This is a genomic window from Dysgonomonas gadei ATCC BAA-286 (genome assembly GCF_000213555.1).
GTDB classification, from domain to species: Bacteria; Bacteroidota; Bacteroidia; order Bacteroidales; family Dysgonomonadaceae; genus Dysgonomonas; species Dysgonomonas gadei.
The window spans coordinates 910328-926504 of the sequence record NZ_GL891979.1 but is presented as its reverse complement, the minus strand read 5'-3'; the positions used below and the strand labels follow the sequence as shown (position 1 = coordinate 926504).

Genomic DNA, 16177 nt, shown 5'->3' with positions numbered 1-16177 from the left:
ATCTTTACATCCAGAATCGCTCAAAAAGGATATCCCGATAAATTACGATCTGTTGTATATTATAGCAAGGAGTTGAAAACTACTTTTTCTTTTTTGACAAACAATCTGGATATAACAGCTGAAGAAGTTGCCACTCTATACAAATATCGTTGGAATATAGAAATCTTTTTCAAATGGATAAAACAACATTTGAGAATAAAGGAGTTTTATGGGACTTCTGAAAATGCCGTCAAAATTCAAATATTTTCTGCTATAATAACCTATTGTCTTGTTACAATCATGAAACATGAATTAAAAATAAAAGTGTCCACTTATGAAATATTACGAATACTTAGTTTATCATTATTTGAAAGAATGCCAATAGAAAATCTTTTTAATAATAATGATACGCAGATAAACTATCAAAATGATACTCAATTATGTCTAATTTTTTTTAGTGGACACTAGTGTATTGCACACGCCCGTATAACAAAATATCATAACCGGGCGTATGCAATACGCCCCTACATGAGTCTGAAAACAGCCTTGTGAATTTTGGAGGGTTTGCCATGATTGTATATTAATAACAGCTAATGCCAATCAGTAGTTAAAGTAATTATTGTAGGATAGAAACGTTCAATTTTTCTAACACGCCAGCCTTTCTGTTTTTTCATTTTGCCTTGATGCAAAACGAAACAAAAAATCAAGGCTGCATCCCCCGGCGACCCAAAACCGCAGCTTCGATGGGGCAAAATAATACGGAATCATCTTTAGCCGGATTATCAGTAGGGTATAGCAGCTACCGTATTTTGCCCTACACCTACGCTTTACGGATTGGGTACCCCGCCTGTGGGACGAGGCCGGGATCGCGACGCGGCGACAGGACAAAGGTTCTTCAGGCTCTGGCCATACGTGCGTCAGCCGACTCGTAACTCGTAACTGCTCACGGGGCGTAGTAACTTGTAACTAAAAATAGAACATTAAAACTCAACTACTGATTCACACAACTAATAAATTTCTATATTTGCACCATTGACCAATAAACTCCGGAATGAAAAAAGGCAGTATCCTGATTGTAGATGATAATAAAAATGTATTGAGTGCATTGCGAATCTTACTTGATAATTACTTTGAAGAAGTCACACTATTGTCATCACCCAATATGCTCCTCTCTATGCTCAGAGAAAAAAATCCCGACATTGTATTGCTGGATATGAACTATTCGGCCGGAATAAATACAGGTAATGAAGGCTTATTTTGGCTGTCGGAAGTAAAGAAGACCGAACCGGAACTTCCGGTTGTCTTATTCACTGCATATGCCGATATAGAACTGGCCGTGAAGGCCCTGAAAGAAGGAGCCAGCGATTTTGTTGTGAAGCCTTGGGATAATGCCAAATTGCTTGCAACACTACAATCTGCTTTAGCTCTGCGACAATCGCGAAAGGAAGTAAAGAGACTCAAAGAAAAACAAGATATCCTGAACTCGGAATTGACAAAAGACTCTGATGTGTGTTGGGGAAAATCCGGAGCTATGCAGAATTTGCTTTCAATGATAGAGAAAGTAGCTAAAACGGATGCTAACGTACTTATTACAGGTGAAAATGGAACAGGAAAGGAGTTGATCGCCCGGAAAATACATCAATTGTCGTTGCGGGCAGGAGAAACGCTTGTAAGTGTAGATATGGGTGCTATTACTGAAACATTGTTTGAAAGTGAGCTTTTCGGTCATACAAAAGGTGCATTTACCGATGCAAGAACCGACCGTGCCGGAAAGTTTGAAGCAGCAGATAAAGGTACCCTTTTTCTGGACGAGATAGGAAATCTTAGCTATATATTGCAGGCAAAGCTACTTACGGCATTGCAATCGCGACAAATAGTGAGGGTAGGGAGTAATAAACCCATACCGATAGATATACGTTTGATAAGTGCGACAAATCGCAATTTGTTCGAATCGGTGAGAAACGGTGAATTCAGGGAAGATTTATTATACCGCCTCGATACCATTCAGATCGAAGTACCTGCTTTGCGTGACAGGAAAGAAGATATTTCTTTACTAGCTAATTTTTTCTTATCCCGTTTTGCAAAAAAATATAATAAAAAAGGGTTGGCTCTTAATGATAAAACCATCGTAAAGTTGGAGAATTATTCATGGCCAGGTAATGTGCGAGAACTGGAACATGCCGTAGAAAAGGCGGTTATTCTATGCGACGGGATGGAGCTGCAACCTTCCGATTTCTATATGAGAGCTACCGAAGATAGGGCTGCGATTATAGAATCCATCACACTGGACGAAATGGAAAAAATACTCATTGAAAAAGCGTTGAGCAAATATGATAAGAATATATCCGCTATAGCGGCCGAGTTGGGTATTACACGTCCTACTCTTTATAATAAGATGAAAAAATACGGATTATAATCCTATTTATTTATCTATATGAAAAGGATAAGTGATAAGTGAAAAACGGAAAAGTATACAGGATACGAGTAGACAAGACATGAGATACAAGTTGTTAACTGTAAATAGTGTTACCTTTGTTACTTTTTGAGAAAACTGTAAGCTTTGTCACCTTTTAACTATATATGGTTAACGAATGCAAAAATGATAAGAGGAAAACGATGAAAAAACTGTCAGATGTGTCAGGTTTTAATATTTTAGGGTTAATTAATGTAAAAGGTTTCTTTGAAAACAGGATAAAAAATGATTGAGAAACATGTTTAAATCGATAGAATATAAACTCTTCATATATATAGGACTACTGATACTTTCGGTAGCTGCCGCTACATACTGTTTCCTTGAAAAAGAATATGTATACGGGCCATTGTGTATCCTGATTGCCGTATTTTCCATTAACAGGTTGCAGAAACACTATAAAAAATTCAATCAGAATATTTTATTCCTGCTCAATGCTCTCGACAATGGTGATTATTCGTTCAATTTTGCCGAAACCAAACTGTCGAAACGTGAACAGGAATTGAACCAGATGATGAACCGGATCAAAGAAATCCTCTCCAAAGCCCGAAAAGAAGTTATAGAAAATGAAAAGTTCCTGAGCCTGATAGTTGAAAGTGTTTCTACAGGGATCATAATATTGGATGAGCATGATAATGTGTTGATAACAAATAAGGCAACGAACGAGTTGTTGGGAATGCCCGTTTTTACACATTTAAATCAATTGAAGGTAATAGATGATTCTCTGCCTGCTACATTCATCGATCTGGAAACGAATGACAATAAATATCTGAAAATAGCCAATGAACGGGAAGAGACTCAAATCAGCCTGCGTGTATCTAAAATAACCCTGAAAAGAGGTACAATGAAAATCTTTACGCTCAATAGCATCGGAAACGAACTGGAAGCGAAAGAAATGGAGTCATGGGTGCGTCTTATCCGGGTGATGACACACGAAATAATGAACTCAATAGCACCTATCACTTCACTGACGGATACATTGCTGTTCTCTTATAAAATATCCCGGGACAATCAATCAGGCGATAATCTCCGCGAGAATACAGTAGAAGCATTGGAAACCATCAGTTCCACGGCTAAAGGGCTTATGGTATTTGTGGAATCGTACCGTAAATTTACGGGAGTGCCCAAGCCTCAGTTGGAAGAATTCGATCTGATTCCTTTGATAGAAAAGGTAGTTAGTCTGGAGTCGGCAATGATGCAAGAAAAAGAAATATCATTAGAATTGCAAGGCGCTGAATCGTCCTTGATTGTAAATGCAGATGAATCACAAATCACGCAGGTGTTAGTCAATTTGGTGAAAAATGCAGTTGAAGCTTTGGGCACAAATGAAAATGGAAATATTAAAATAAAGGTCAGTCATACCGATAACAAAACGAACATAGAAGTATGTAATAATGGTGAGCCTATTTCACAGGAAGTGATACCGAATATATTCATCCCGTTTTTTACGACTAAAAATACGGGGACAGGAATAGGACTGAGCATATCCCGTTACATAATGCGGTTACATGGAGGAAATCTGAAGCATTACGCCAAAGATGGCTGGACTGTTTTCAGTATGGTATTCTGATCGGATATATTGACATCTTTTTCAGCAAATTTATTAAAATATAACTATAAAAACAGGCGGTAATCATAATGGATCGAAAATTAATGTAAAGAAAATCAATAGAATAAACGAATGGTATGGCGCATAGTCTAAAGTATAGAGACAACAGATTATTTACTGATAATTACAATTATGACTTTAGGCATCGTTCTTATATCATTTTACATTATTTATTCCATATCATTATTTTTAAGTTGCAGAAACGCACGTTCGGAGAACGAGTGATGAAGAAGCACAAAAAAAGAAGCCCTACACATGGGGTGCAGGGACATCTTCAGCAACTATAATAAAAAACACTAGACTTAGCTCACGCTAATTTTATATCTTTATCTAAATATACATCCTGTATAGCATTGATGAGCTCCACACCTTCTTTCATAGGGCGTTGGAATGCTTTTCGTCCGCATATAAGGCCCATACCTCCTGCGCGCTTATTTACCACGGCTGTATATACAGCATCTTTCAGGTCAGAGGCTCCGTGCGATTCGCCTCCCGAATTAATCAAGCCTACACGTCCCATATATCCGTTGGCTACCTGATAACGGCAAAGATCGATCGGATGGTCCGATGCCAGTTCAGTGTACATACGTTCATCCCATTTGGAGAAATTGATAGCTTTGAAGCCTCCGTTATTAGTAGGCAGCTTTTGCTTCACTATATCGGCTTTTATGGTTACACCTATATGGTTTGCCTGGCTTGTCAGGTCGGCAGCACTATGATAATCTACTCCGTCTTTCTTGAAATCGCTATTCCTAAGGTAACACCAAAGGATTGTAGCCATTCCCAATTCGTGCGCATACTCGAATGCTTTAGCTATATCAACAATCTGCCGGCGACTTTGTTCGGAACCGAAGTAAATTGTTGCCCCAACGGCTGCTGCACCCATGTTCCAAGCCTCTTTTATGGTGCCAAACAGTACCTGGTCATAAGCGGTAGGATAGGTCAGAAGTTCATTGTGATTGATCTTTACAACGAATGGTATTTTATGTGCATACTTACGGGCTACCGACCCCAGAACTCCGTAAGTAGATGCTACGGCACTACATCCGGCCTCTATCGCTAATTTTACAATATTCTCAGAATCAAAATAGATTGGGTTTGGAGCAAAGGAGGCTCCTGCACTATGTTCGATATCCTGGTCTACAGGCAGAATTGATAAATACCCCGTATCGGCAAGCCTGCCATGGCTGAATAGGCGCTGAAGGCTATTCAACGTAGGGATGTTACGGTCCGAATCTATCCAGATATTGTCTATGAAATTGGGTTCGGGCGCATGAATTAGCGACTTGTCGATAGTTTTGCTTACATGTCCGAGCAGGTATTCACTTTGATCGCCCAGAATGCTTGTAATTTTAGAATTTGCCATAATATTATTGTTTTAATGTATATGTAATAATTCATATCCATTGTATTTGCTTATCCTTTATTATAAAACAAAGTTGGTACATATAAGTTTTAAAACGAACAGATAATTTATATACTTCTAAAAGAATATTTAACATATACGCCTTATTTATAACGTGTCAAAATAACCGAAAAGTTAAAAAAAACTGTTATCTTTGCTTAGATAGTTCTAAGGAAATTAATCTTTTTGTATTTATTTAACCATATATAAAACATTATGTTACACGAATTTACGCTTTCCAGAGGAAGAGCAATGATTAACTTTACGCTCAAATATTGCGATACGAAACAAAAGCTGCTTAATAGTTACGGATTCAGACGTGTTGTCGAATCTTTCATTAAACAGGTTTTGAAAAAAGATGAAGGAGTCATTTATGACTATTACATCACCCATTTCGGTAGCGAAGACGAAACAGTGGATTCACTAATAGAAGTCTTTAAATTGCTGACAGTATTTGAAATAGATGAAGTTATTGCAGTTGATAATAAATATTCGAAATTCTTTGAAGATAAACATCTGTTTATAGAAGTTACCGAATTGCTTTTTGCTTACTGGAAAAGGCTTGAACGCTATACTATCGTAAGAAACTCGCGTCTAGGAGACGGATTACAAAATGTACGCTTCATTCAGGCTAACGACATGTTCAATGATCTTGTTTTATCTACAGGCCGCAGGATACAAACAACTGTCAATGGACACGAAACGCGCGTTTATCGTCAGTCTGTAGCCGGAGCTAATGCCGGACTTACATTGAACGATGTGAACTGGAATTGTCCGGTGGAATATAAAGGATTAACATCCATCCCATTTATCAGTACAGTTGTTTTTCAACCACCATATATTTCTTACACAAAGAGAAATACCCGTGACGGGATATTTCAGGAGCACCAACAGAATCCATTGGTGAACGTTGTGCTTAATGAAGATGATTGGTTTGTCTTTCCCGCTAAGGTAGGTAATATGCTTACCTTTGTTTATTTTCATAAGGATTTTATGGTTCATGGTATCGGACTGGCAAATCTGTTTGAATTGGCAACGGAAACCGAATATATCGGTAAAAAGCCCGATATGATATATGTATTCGGTTATCCTGACGGATACGAAGAAAAACGGACATTCTATTATAAAGATAAGAAGAATGATATCCTTATCGGCTATGCTAATTATTGCGATGATATCGATTATTTCGGCTACATGAAAAAAATGCTTCTTACATTACATAATGTAAAGCAGATAGACACAGGCCGTTTGCCTATTCACGGAGCGATGGTAAACATTGTACTTCGCAATGGTAAAGAATCCAACATTATCATTATGGGAGACAGTGGCGCCGGAAAATCGGAAAGTCTTGAAGCATTCCGTACCCTGAATGAGAATTACATTCGCCACATGCGTGTAATTTTCGATGATATGGGGTATCTGAAAAAAGAGAAAGACGGTACTATCAAAGCATACGGAACCGAAATCGGAGCATTTGTCCGTGTAGACGACCTTGATCCGGCTTATGCTTTCGAACAGTTGGATAAGGGTGTATATACCAATATGGACAAGATTAATGCCCGTGTTACAATACCAATCTCTACTTATGAGATTATATCCAAAGGCTATCCGATCGATTATTTCCTTTATGCGAATAACTATAATGAGGCAGATAAGAAAATCCTCATATATGATAATTTGGATCAGGCCATTCAGGTATTTGAAGATGGTGCCCGTAAAGCAAAAGGAACTACAACTGAAAAAGGATTGGTGAAATCATATTTTGCAAATCCGTTCGGACCTGTTCAGGAACGCAAAGAGACAGAGGTCTTGGTTCGCCAATATTTCAAAGATATGAAGGCAGCCGGAGTAAAGATAGGAGAGATGCATACATCGCTTGCTATCGATGGTAAGACAAAAGACGGTCCACGCGAAGCTGCTGAAGAGTTGTTCACTCTAATAAATGAATGATAGATCTCACTGTTACTATATAAAAAGGCTCCGGTACTATCCGGAGCCTTTTTTATTTGAGGGGGACAGATCCTGCCTTTTGTTGTTCCATATCTTCATCGCCGGTTTCTATTTTCAGCCATTTAATCAGTAAAGGTAAACCCATACCTTGTATAAGCAGCATCAATACAACAACTAATACGGTAAGAAATATAATGCTGTTGCGCTGGGGGAAAATAGTTCCATTATCCAATGTAACAGGCAGAGCAATAGCTGTAGCAACAGATACGATGCCACGCATACCCGACCAGCCGATAAGCAATGCATCCTTCCATGTTAGAGCTTTCACATGTTTTATCCTTTCAGCGCGGCGGGACGATATTTTAGTTCCATATCCGTCACTATTTACGATGGAAACCAATTTGTCCAGCTTAAACTTATGCCTGAATACAACAATTATACGGATGAGTAAAGCTATTACGAAAATAGCAAAGGCGCTAATTACGAGAGGAATGACTGATGATGGAGGTATTTCCCTAAGCACCTGTGGCAGTTCCAGGCCGATAAGTATAAATACAAGTCCGCTTAGCAGATAAATGATTATGCTCCACACAGAACGTGATTGTCCGCGTGTGACCTCCGACAATAGTTTGTTCTTATGTACACGTCCGGCAATGAGCACACCCATAAATACAACAGCAAGGACTCCGGAAACGTTCAGCTCTTCGGCAAACTGATATGCTACGAAAGGCAGCATCAGGTTCAGACTGACAATGGCTGTACTTTCCAGCTTCACTCTTGATACTGTATATCCAAACAAGAAAGCCATAATAGCACCAATGAGACATCCTCCCAGTATGGTGACAACAAATTCCAGTCCGGCTTCCCATGCCGAAAATATTCCACCTGTGGCTACACCGAGGGCAATACGGTAAGCAGTAAGAGCCGATGCATCGTTTATCAGGCTTTCACCTTCAAGAATTGTATTTGTCCGATGAGATAGGCTTAGGCTTTTGGTTATCCCCGAAGTGGCAATTGCATCCGGTGGGGATAATATCGCCCCTATAACGAATGCTACCGGCCACGATATGTCGGGAATCAGGAAACGGGCTACTATGGCAATTGCAATCATAGATATGAAAACCAATGTGACAGCCATCATGGAGATAGTTCCGAAGTTAGCTTTGAAATCCTTAAACGGCATATTTACGGCAGCATCGTAAAGCAGGGGCGGTAAAAATAACAGGAATACCACATCAGGATCGATAGGTACATAATGAAAGCCGGGTATGAACCCTACGGCAATGCCTGCGACCATTAACAGGACAGGATAGGGTATTTTTACTTTAGGAGCAAGAACTGATATGGCTATGGCTATAGCCAGCAGGAAAAGTATAACATGATAATATTCCATATATAGATGCTATGTATAATTCGGATTAAAGATAAATAAATTGCAGCTTATAAATCTAAAAGTTTTTCAACCTACAAAAGAAACAATAATAGAAGGGTTATAGTTTTTAGGATATAAAATTTAATTATAGCAATTATTGTATTAATAAATATTCATTATATATTAATATTATTTATTTATTATTTGATTTTATTAAAATAATAATTAGTTTTGTAAAAAAAACAAACAGATTATGTTACCATGTAATTGTCCGAGCTGTCAGGCTCAATTGAAAGTAAAAAGTTTACTGTGCGAAAATTGCGGCACAGAAGTACACGGATTATATGCACTCCCGGTATTGGCACGCTTGCCTGTAGAAGAGCAGGAGTTTATCCTCAAGTTTGTGAAGAATAGCGGTAGCCTAAAGAACATGGCTAAAGACCTAGGTTTAAGTTATCCTACGGTGAGAAATTTATTAGATGATATAATAGAAAAAATAAAAAGCTATGAAAAATAACAATTCTATTGCAGCATGGTTGTTCACCCCGTTCAGATTTATAGCAGGGACAAGAGCTCTTATCATTGGCCTGGCTGTCATGCTTCTTTTATCTGTATTGGGATATTTGAGCAATACCCATTTCGATGGGGCACTGGATATTCATTATGGATGCCTGAACACTGATACTTTGTATTTACCCCATATCATATACCAATTGGTAGGGTGGGGATTACTTACGCTTGTGTTTTATCTGACTGCCCGTATCGTAACCAAATCATCTATACGGCTGATAGATATTGCCGGAACAATGGCATTGTCGCAAGCGCCGTTGATATTTGCGGCATTGCTAGGATTTATACCTTCTTTCCATATTTGTATGGGCGATATCAATACAATAAACCTTGGTGAAATGATGGCTCTACTAAAAGAGAATGCAGTGATGATGACAGTCGCAGGATTGGTTACAATGCTGTTTGCCATCTGGTCCATTGTTCTTAAATATAACGCTTATTCGGTTTCGGCCAATATAAAGGGTGTAGTAGGAGGAATATCGTTTACAATCGCATTGATTGTAGCGGAAATCCTTTCTAAAATAGTATTGTATATTGTTCTATAAATAGATTAGTTATGAAGAAAGTGTATATTTTATTACTGTTATGTCTATTATCATTTTCTATATCGGCACAACTGCTGGTTACTGAAGAATCTGTAATTTTAAAAACCGGCACGGGAGAGATCTATGGCACACTAAAAGTTCCGGTGAATAATAAGCCAATCCCGGTAGCCCTCATTATAGCGGGTTCGGGACCAACAGACCGAAATGGAAATCAGCCTCAGATGAAGAATAATTCATTGAAAATGTTATCGGACGGATTATTTTATAGTAATATAGCAACACTTTGTTTCGATAAACGGGGTATTGCAGAAAGTAAGGCCGCCGGAAAGAATGAAGCAGATCTTCGTTTCGACGATTATGTAAATGATGTCCGCAGTTGGATCGATCTTCTGGCTAAGGATAAACGGTTTTCAGAGATTGTCATAGTCGGACATAGCGAAGGTTCACTCATAGGGATGATTGCTGCACAGGATAATAAGAAAGCTTTTAAATATATATCTATCGCAGGAGTAGGGGAACCTGCAGCAAATATATTGAAGGAACAATTAAGTAAACAAATGGCTACACAGCCGCAGCTGACAAGGGATGTGGTATTTTCATATATAGACAAATTAGAAAAAGGCGAAACTATTACAGATGTTCCCGCCTCGCTCAATATGTTGTTCCGCCCGAGTGTACAACCTTATGTGATTTCTTGGTTTAAGTATAATCCGCAGGAAGAAATTTCGAAATTGACCATTCCTGTTCTCATATTGCAAGGTACAACAGATATTCAGGTAACGGTAAAGCAAGCCGAGTTACTGGCTGGTGCAAACAAAAAAGCAAAAAAAGTTATCATTGATAAGATGGACCATATAATGAAAAACAGTGAAACTACAGACCAGCAAACGCAGGTAAAAGATTCGTATACAAATCCTGATAAGCCTGTTATGCCCGAAGTGATAAAAAATATAAGTAGTTTTATTAAAGAATAAGTATTTCTTAAAAAAAGTGAAATGGAAAGCCGCATTATTGCGGCTTTTTTGTTGAAAATTAGGGTATTGACAAGCGTTTGTGACTTTGTAAATAGTTTATTACAAATAGCCTATTCCTCAAATAATCTTATAAATTTGTATTCAGCTACACACAAGTATAAACCGGACACTAATTATAGAATGGAAATTACGCAGAAAAAAATCGAAGAATTGGCACCCAATGCCGATGCGGCCAAGAATGGCCGGGACCTGGTAAAGAAAAGCAAATTTGCAAATCTTAAAATCTCCTCCGAAAAAAATCTTATCTGGGGTGAATGCGCCGGAAGTGGTAAGAATCCTTACTATTGTTCAGCAGATTATATTGAGGAGAATAACCCTGTTTTCAGATGCAATTGTCCCAGCCGGCAATTTCCCTGCAAACATGCTATCGGATTGCTTTATGCTTATGAAGCCAATAGCGCAGCTTTTTCCGTATCGGATGTACCCGAAGATATTCTTTCGAAACGTGAGAAAATAGAGAAGAAACAAGAAAAAAAAGAGCAGGAGAAAGAGTCAATAAAAGAAAAGGCAGAGAAACCTAAGAAAGTAAATAAGGCAGCCTTTGTTAAGAAAATAGATGCTCAGATCGCAGGTATAGATATTGCAGGGAAAATACTGAAAGACATTGTACAGACAGGGCTTTCATCTGTTGACGCTAAAATTTCGAGAACTTTACAGGCGCAAGTAAAAGAACTGGGTAACTACTATATAGGCGGCATACAAACCGCTTTCAACAATCTGTTACTGGAATTGGGTAACGTGGAAAACGAAGAATATACACAGGTTATAGACCAGATTAATTTTATATCTGCCCTCCTGAAAAAAAGTACAGATTACCTGAATAAACGAAAGGAAGATCCGGAAGGGAACCCCGAGCTGGATTCGGCTATCGAAGAACAGATCGGGTATGTCTGGAAACTGATAGAACTTATGCAGTATGGACTGTATGAAGAAAACGGGGAACTCATTCAATTATCGTTTAACAGCTATGATAATCAGGCGCGTAAAGAATATGTAGATGAAGGGCTTTGGCTCAATCTCAAAACAGGCAGGATATATAAAACAAAAAATTACCGCCCTTATCGTGCTGCCAAATATATAAAGGAAGATAACAGTTCATTCGATGTGCTGCAACTCAAAGAAATGTATATCTATCCCGGTGACCAAAATCCACGTGTACGCTGGGAAGCTGAAGCCGTGAAGGAACGTAAATTAACAACCAAAGACTTAGCCACAATACTTGCTTTCGCATCAGCCAATTATGCTGATACTATAAAAGCCGTAAAGAATACAATCAAGAATCCATTGATGGACAAGCATCCGGTAGTATTGATTTCTCTTCACAAAGCATATTTGAACGGAGATAATCTTGTAGTTGAAGATAAGCAAGGGAACAAGCTGACATTGAAAGATATAGAAGAACAGAATGTTTCTTCGGCCACCAACCTGAAAGCAATTCTTCCATCCGTATCCGAAGGCTTTGCCCTTACGGTAATGATGAATAATGACGTGCAAACAGGTTTGTTATCTGCTCAGCCAATGTCGCTTATCACACCCGAAAAGATAATAAGGTTATTGTATTAATACTTTTAACCGTTAAATTTTAAATCTTTAAATTGAAACTTCAATGAGACTACAACCATTATACGACCTTCAACAAGAAATAAACCGCCTGTTCATAGCAGGAAGTAAATTTGCTAAAGGGGATCCTCGCCTTCAGAAACATATTCCCATACTTCAGAAACTGGGTGAAAAAGCTCCTGTATTCAGCAAACTGGCAAAAGATATAGAAGAACTGCTAAATACTGATGCGCAGCAATCATCCGAAAAGTTGATGACTATATCTACGTTGCTTTATTCTATACTTTACACTCAGGGAGAACTAGTGGAAGCTGATGTCGAAGAAGCGGCACAGACCCCAAATATCCCACTGGATGAAGTAAATACCGAATATTCATACTTGCAACTGAAACCAGTGATGCAGGCTTTGACCACCAGTAATTCGGGGCGGTTGGAAATCCTGAAAGACGCATTGGAACGGAATGTATTTAACGATTCACGCACCTATCAATATCTGGATATTGCTTTAGGAGATAAGTATGCTGAATTGTGCGACTATGTGGAAAAAACGATTATACCAAAGGTAGGAAAACCGATTGCTCCGTTTTTGATTGAGAACTTTAAATATGAGGATAAAACAGAAAATGCAAGACGATTACGTTTATTAAATAAGTTCGGTTATCCGCAGTTGCCGGAAATGGTGGATAAAATATTATCTGAATCCCTCCCTGCTCTTCAGGCAGAAGCTATTCATATATTGAGTGCTGATCTTAAGAATGAAGAATTGATTATAAAACTGGCCGATGACAAGAATAAACAGGTGCGGGAAGCCGCCTATATGGGATTAGTGGAGTTAGGTACACGTACCAGTCTCGAAAAGCTGAAAGATGTGTATATAAATAATAAGAACAAGACAAATCTTCCGGCAATAGTTACAGCACTGGCTTCTTCGAAGCTTCCATTTTTTTTTCAAGAAGTTTTTGATCAGGTTGTCAAAGCCTTCGAGGAGTTCGTTACATTAGATAAGGACGAAAAAGATAAAGTTTGGGTTGATAAATTGGAACGATTCAGCTATAACCTTACGGCATTGGGGAATAAAGGCAATAATGAAGTTATTGATTTCTACACAAAGGTGTTGAGAAACGAAGAGTACAACAATTTGATTTCTGCAAAGAAGAATTTATTGGAATATGTAGCTTCTGGTGTTACCAACAACATCCTTGAAGGACTAAAATCTTTTCCTAAAGCCCGGATTATTGAATTCTATGAAACTAATTTGAATGAAATCCCAAGGACTAACTGGAACAGATTTATGTGGGGGCATTATTTTTATGATGCAATGGAAGCCGGATATTCAAAAGAGAAAATGTTTGATGTGTTCAGCCCTCAGTTCCGGCAGGGTACTATTGACATTAATCATTTGTATACAGTATATACCGATGACGAGAATTATGGTTATAGCAATATGAGCAACCGTAATATCAAAGTAGATACAGCTAAAATAGACAAACGTTGGCTAGAAATTCTTTACAGCCTGTTTACTGTCGATAAATATAAATGGAGACATGAACATAGCTGGGCTTTATTCCTTATCAGTGCTTGCGAAGCTGAAAGTGAAAAGTTGGATAAGTTACTCGTGAAATTAGTTGGGTTCACTATGCCGGGAGAACAGGCTATTATTTTCAGAATGATAATGGAACGAAAGGTAAAAGACCGTTTTGAAATTATTTATTCAGCAATGGCTAAGTATGCACCCAAAACTTATTATTATGTACTTAATTCTCTTAAAAATATAGGGATATGGGATCAGTTTCCGAAAGAATATGCTGCCAGATACAGAGAATTATATAAGAAGAATCCATTGCAGATATATGAGGATATAGCAGACGAAATAGAGAATAAATAAGGTATTTCAAGATTTCAGGTTTCAAAATCTCAAGATTTTCATTATTTTGAAATCTTGAAACCTGAAATCTTGAAATTATTAAACATATAAAACAAAAGAATAATGTCAGAAAAAAAACAAGATGTACTACGGCTACCCGCCGAATTACTATATGCGCACGAACTGGAAGCGTTGAAAGAAGAAGATAAAAAAGAGGAAAAGCCCATTGGTTGGCAACTTTCACCAAAAGCAGTATTGAAATTCGTAGTAGGAGGCAAAGCCAACGGTGTAGACATCACACCCAAATATATAGGCCACAACCGCCTTGTAGAAATAGCAATTGCAACACTTCTTACCGACCGTTCTTTACTGCTTATCGGAGAGCCGGGAACAGCAAAATCATGGTTGTCGGAGAATCTTACGGCTGCTATTTGTGGCGATTCGGCTAAGGTGATACAGGGTACAGCCGGAACAAGCGAAGAAGCTATCCGCTATTCATGGAATTATGCTATGTTACTGGCTAACGGCCCGTCTAATGAAGCATTGATAAAAAGCCCGATATACCGTGCGATGGAAACGGGTAGTGTTGCCCGATTCGAGGAAATATCACGTTGTGCGTCTGAAGTTCAGGATGCACTGATATCTATAATGTCGGAGAAAACAATAGCTATCCCCGAACTGGGAAAAGAACTTCCTGCACAGCGTGGTTTCTCCATTATCGCCACAGCGAATACACGAGACAGGGGTGTGAATGATATGTCTTCGGCATTGAAACGCCGTTTTAATATCATCGTATTGCCTGCCCCAGCGAATCTGGAAACGGAAGTATCAATCGTAACCAAACGTGTAGCCGAAATATCCGGTAACTACCGTCTGAAAGCTAACTTGCCTACCAATGAAGCCATAGAAAAGATAGTTACTATCTTCCGCGAACTTCGTCAGGGTCTGACATTGGATGAAAAACAAAAACTAAAATCGCCGAGTGGTGTAATTTCTACTGCGGAAGCAATTTCTCTGATCACGAACAGTATGGCTCTTGCTGCCAGTTTTGGCAACGGTACTATTACTGATGAAGATCTTGCCGCCGGATTACAGGGTGCTGTTGTAAAAGATGAAGACAAAGACAAGCTGGTGTGGAAGGAATACCTCGAAAACGTAATGAAAAAACGAGGGGCATCGTGGCGCGGATTGTATAATACATGTAGTGATATGAACGGGTAATAGCTTTTTCATATTGAAAAACACAGGAAATGGCCAATCAAAGTATATCTCAACGCCGCAGTATCCGCCTTTATGAATATGATTATTCACAAGAGGGATTGTATTTTGTGACCATTTGTACGCAAGATAAGGTATGTTTATTTGGGGAAATTGTAGAAGAGGAGATGGTTTTGAATGATGTAGGCAAAATGATTGATGAACAGTGGCATAATTTAAAACAATATTATGCAAATATCGATTTGCATGAATATATTGTTATGCCCAATCACATACATGGTATAATACAAATTGTTGATGATGTTGTAGGGGTGCCCCTTGTGGGTACCCGCAATATGGGAAACGGGCAACCACAAGGGATTGCCCCTACAAAACAAAACAGCAAATCGTTAGGAGATATTATAGGTTCGTTTAAATCAATAACCACCAATTCGTATATCAATGGAGTAAAACAAAATGATTGGCCGGCATTCAACGGAAAATTATGGCAACGCAACTACTACGAACACATTATCCGTAACGATGACTCATACCAAAAAATAACGGAATACATCTGTGAAAATCCTAAACATTGGCAAACAGACGATTATTACAATTAGAA

General features: G+C 38.5%; 13 protein-coding genes. 11 read left to right on the top strand and 2 right to left on the bottom strand.

The window, feature by feature from the left end; genetic code table 11:
* The 3 genes from HMPREF9455_RS03540 to HMPREF9455_RS03530 form a co-directional block, all read left to right on the top strand.
* A partial coding sequence (locus HMPREF9455_RS03540) for an IS4 family transposase (protein ID WP_044215450.1) occupies positions 1-447 on the top strand: 447 nt, incomplete at its 5' end.
* A gap of 583 nt (positions 448-1030) precedes the next feature.
* Positions 1031-2395: a sigma-54-dependent transcriptional regulator gene (locus tag HMPREF9455_RS03535; protein ID WP_006798227.1), complete on the top strand. Its 1365-nt coding sequence runs from the start codon at positions 1031-1033 to the stop codon at positions 2393-2395.
* 295 nt (positions 2396-2690) lie between these two features.
* Positions 2691-4019, top strand: coding sequence for a sensor histidine kinase (locus HMPREF9455_RS03530; protein WP_006798225.1), 1329 nt, complete (start codon positions 2691-2693; stop codon positions 4017-4019).
* Positions 4020-4365: 346 nt separating this feature from the next.
* Here the strand turns inward: HMPREF9455_RS03530 and HMPREF9455_RS03525 are convergent, their stop codons facing one another.
* Entirely contained in the window at positions 4366-5424 is a 1059-nt protein-coding gene (locus HMPREF9455_RS03525) for a class I fructose-bisphosphate aldolase (RefSeq protein WP_006798223.1), read from the bottom strand.
* Between the two features lie 255 nt (positions 5425-5679).
* Between HMPREF9455_RS03525 and HMPREF9455_RS03520 the strand changes: the two genes are divergently transcribed.
* Positions 5680-7413, top strand: coding sequence for a hypothetical protein (locus HMPREF9455_RS03520; RefSeq protein WP_006798222.1), 1734 nt, complete (start codon positions 5680-5682; stop codon positions 7411-7413).
* A 52-nt stretch (positions 7414-7465) separates the two neighbouring features.
* Here the strand turns inward: HMPREF9455_RS03520 and HMPREF9455_RS03515 are convergent, their stop codons facing one another.
* A complete protein-coding gene (locus HMPREF9455_RS03515; protein ID WP_006798221.1) occupies positions 7466-8806 on the bottom strand; it encodes a Na+/H+ antiporter in 1341 nt (446 codons plus the stop codon).
* A gap of 232 nt (positions 8807-9038) precedes the next feature.
* Here HMPREF9455_RS03515 and HMPREF9455_RS03510 point away from each other — a divergent pair, with 232 nt between their 5' ends.
* The 7 genes from HMPREF9455_RS03510 (at position 9039) to HMPREF9455_RS03480 (ending at position 16175) form a co-directional block, all read left to right on the top strand.
* Entirely contained in the window at positions 9039-9302 is a 264-nt protein-coding gene (locus HMPREF9455_RS03510) for a DUF2089 family protein (protein WP_006798220.1), read from the top strand.
* Positions 9292-9900, top strand: a complete 609-nt coding sequence (locus HMPREF9455_RS03505) for a hypothetical protein (protein WP_006798219.1) — start codon at positions 9292-9294, stop codon at positions 9898-9900. Before HMPREF9455_RS03510 ends, HMPREF9455_RS03505 begins: the two co-directional genes overlap by 11 nt.
* An 11-nt stretch (positions 9901-9911) precedes the next feature.
* Entirely contained in the window at positions 9912-10874 is a 963-nt protein-coding gene (locus HMPREF9455_RS03500) for an alpha/beta hydrolase (RefSeq protein WP_006798218.1), read from the top strand.
* A 180-nt stretch (positions 10875-11054) separates the two neighbouring features.
* Positions 11055-12497 carry an SWIM zinc finger family protein gene (locus HMPREF9455_RS03495; protein ID WP_044215449.1) on the top strand — a complete coding sequence of 481 codons (1443 nt, stop codon included), beginning with the start codon at positions 11055-11057 and terminating at the stop codon, positions 12495-12497.
* 43 nt (positions 12498-12540) lie between these two features.
* Positions 12541-14379 carry a HEAT repeat domain-containing protein gene (locus tag HMPREF9455_RS03490; protein ID WP_006798216.1) on the top strand — a complete coding sequence of 613 codons (1839 nt, stop codon included), beginning with the start codon at positions 12541-12543 and terminating at the stop codon, positions 14377-14379.
* A 102-nt stretch (positions 14380-14481) separates the two neighbouring features.
* The gene (locus HMPREF9455_RS03485) at positions 14482-15579 is read left to right on the top strand and encodes an ATP-binding protein (protein WP_006798215.1); all 1098 of its coding nucleotides are present in this window, start codon (positions 14482-14484) and stop codon (positions 15577-15579) included.
* A gap of 29 nt (positions 15580-15608) precedes the next feature.
* Entirely contained in the window at positions 15609-16175 is a 567-nt protein-coding gene (locus HMPREF9455_RS03480) for a transposase (RefSeq protein WP_006798214.1), read from the top strand.
* The last annotated feature ends 2 nt before the right edge of the window (positions 16176-16177 follow it).

Bases quoted from the DNA above. Each gene is read 5' to 3' on its own strand.
- HMPREF9455_RS03485 (WP_006798215.1), top strand. From the start codon at position 14,482: ATGTCAGAAAAAAAACAAGATGTACTACGGCTACCCGCCGAATTACTA.
- HMPREF9455_RS03500 (WP_006798218.1), top strand. From the start codon at position 9,912: ATGAAGAAAGTGTATATTTTATTACTGTTATGTCTATTATCATTTTCT.
- HMPREF9455_RS03535 (WP_006798227.1), top strand. From the start codon at position 1,031: ATGAAAAAAGGCAGTATCCTGATTGTAGATGATAATAAAAATGTATTG.
- HMPREF9455_RS03520 (WP_006798222.1), top strand. From the start codon at position 5,680: ATGTTACACGAATTTACGCTTTCCAGAGGAAGAGCAATGATTAACTTT.
- HMPREF9455_RS03510 (WP_006798220.1), top strand. From the start codon at position 9,039: ATGTTACCATGTAATTGTCCGAGCTGTCAGGCTCAATTGAAAGTAAAA.
- HMPREF9455_RS03490 (WP_006798216.1), top strand. From the start codon at position 12,541: ATGAGACTACAACCATTATACGACCTTCAACAAGAAATAAACCGCCTG.
- HMPREF9455_RS03515 (WP_006798221.1), bottom strand. From the start codon at position 8,806: ATGGAATATTATCATGTTATACTTTTCCTGCTGGCTATAGCCATAGCC.
- HMPREF9455_RS03525 (WP_006798223.1), bottom strand. From the start codon at position 5,424: ATGGCAAATTCTAAAATTACAAGCATTCTGGGCGATCAAAGTGAATAC.
- HMPREF9455_RS03480 (WP_006798214.1), top strand. From the start codon at position 15,609: ATGGCCAATCAAAGTATATCTCAACGCCGCAGTATCCGCCTTTATGAA.
- HMPREF9455_RS03495 (WP_044215449.1), top strand. From the start codon at position 11,055: ATGGAAATTACGCAGAAAAAAATCGAAGAATTGGCACCCAATGCCGAT.
- HMPREF9455_RS03530 (WP_006798225.1), top strand. From the start codon at position 2,691: ATGTTTAAATCGATAGAATATAAACTCTTCATATATATAGGACTACTG.
- HMPREF9455_RS03505 (WP_006798219.1), top strand. From the start codon at position 9,292: ATGAAAAATAACAATTCTATTGCAGCATGGTTGTTCACCCCGTTCAGA.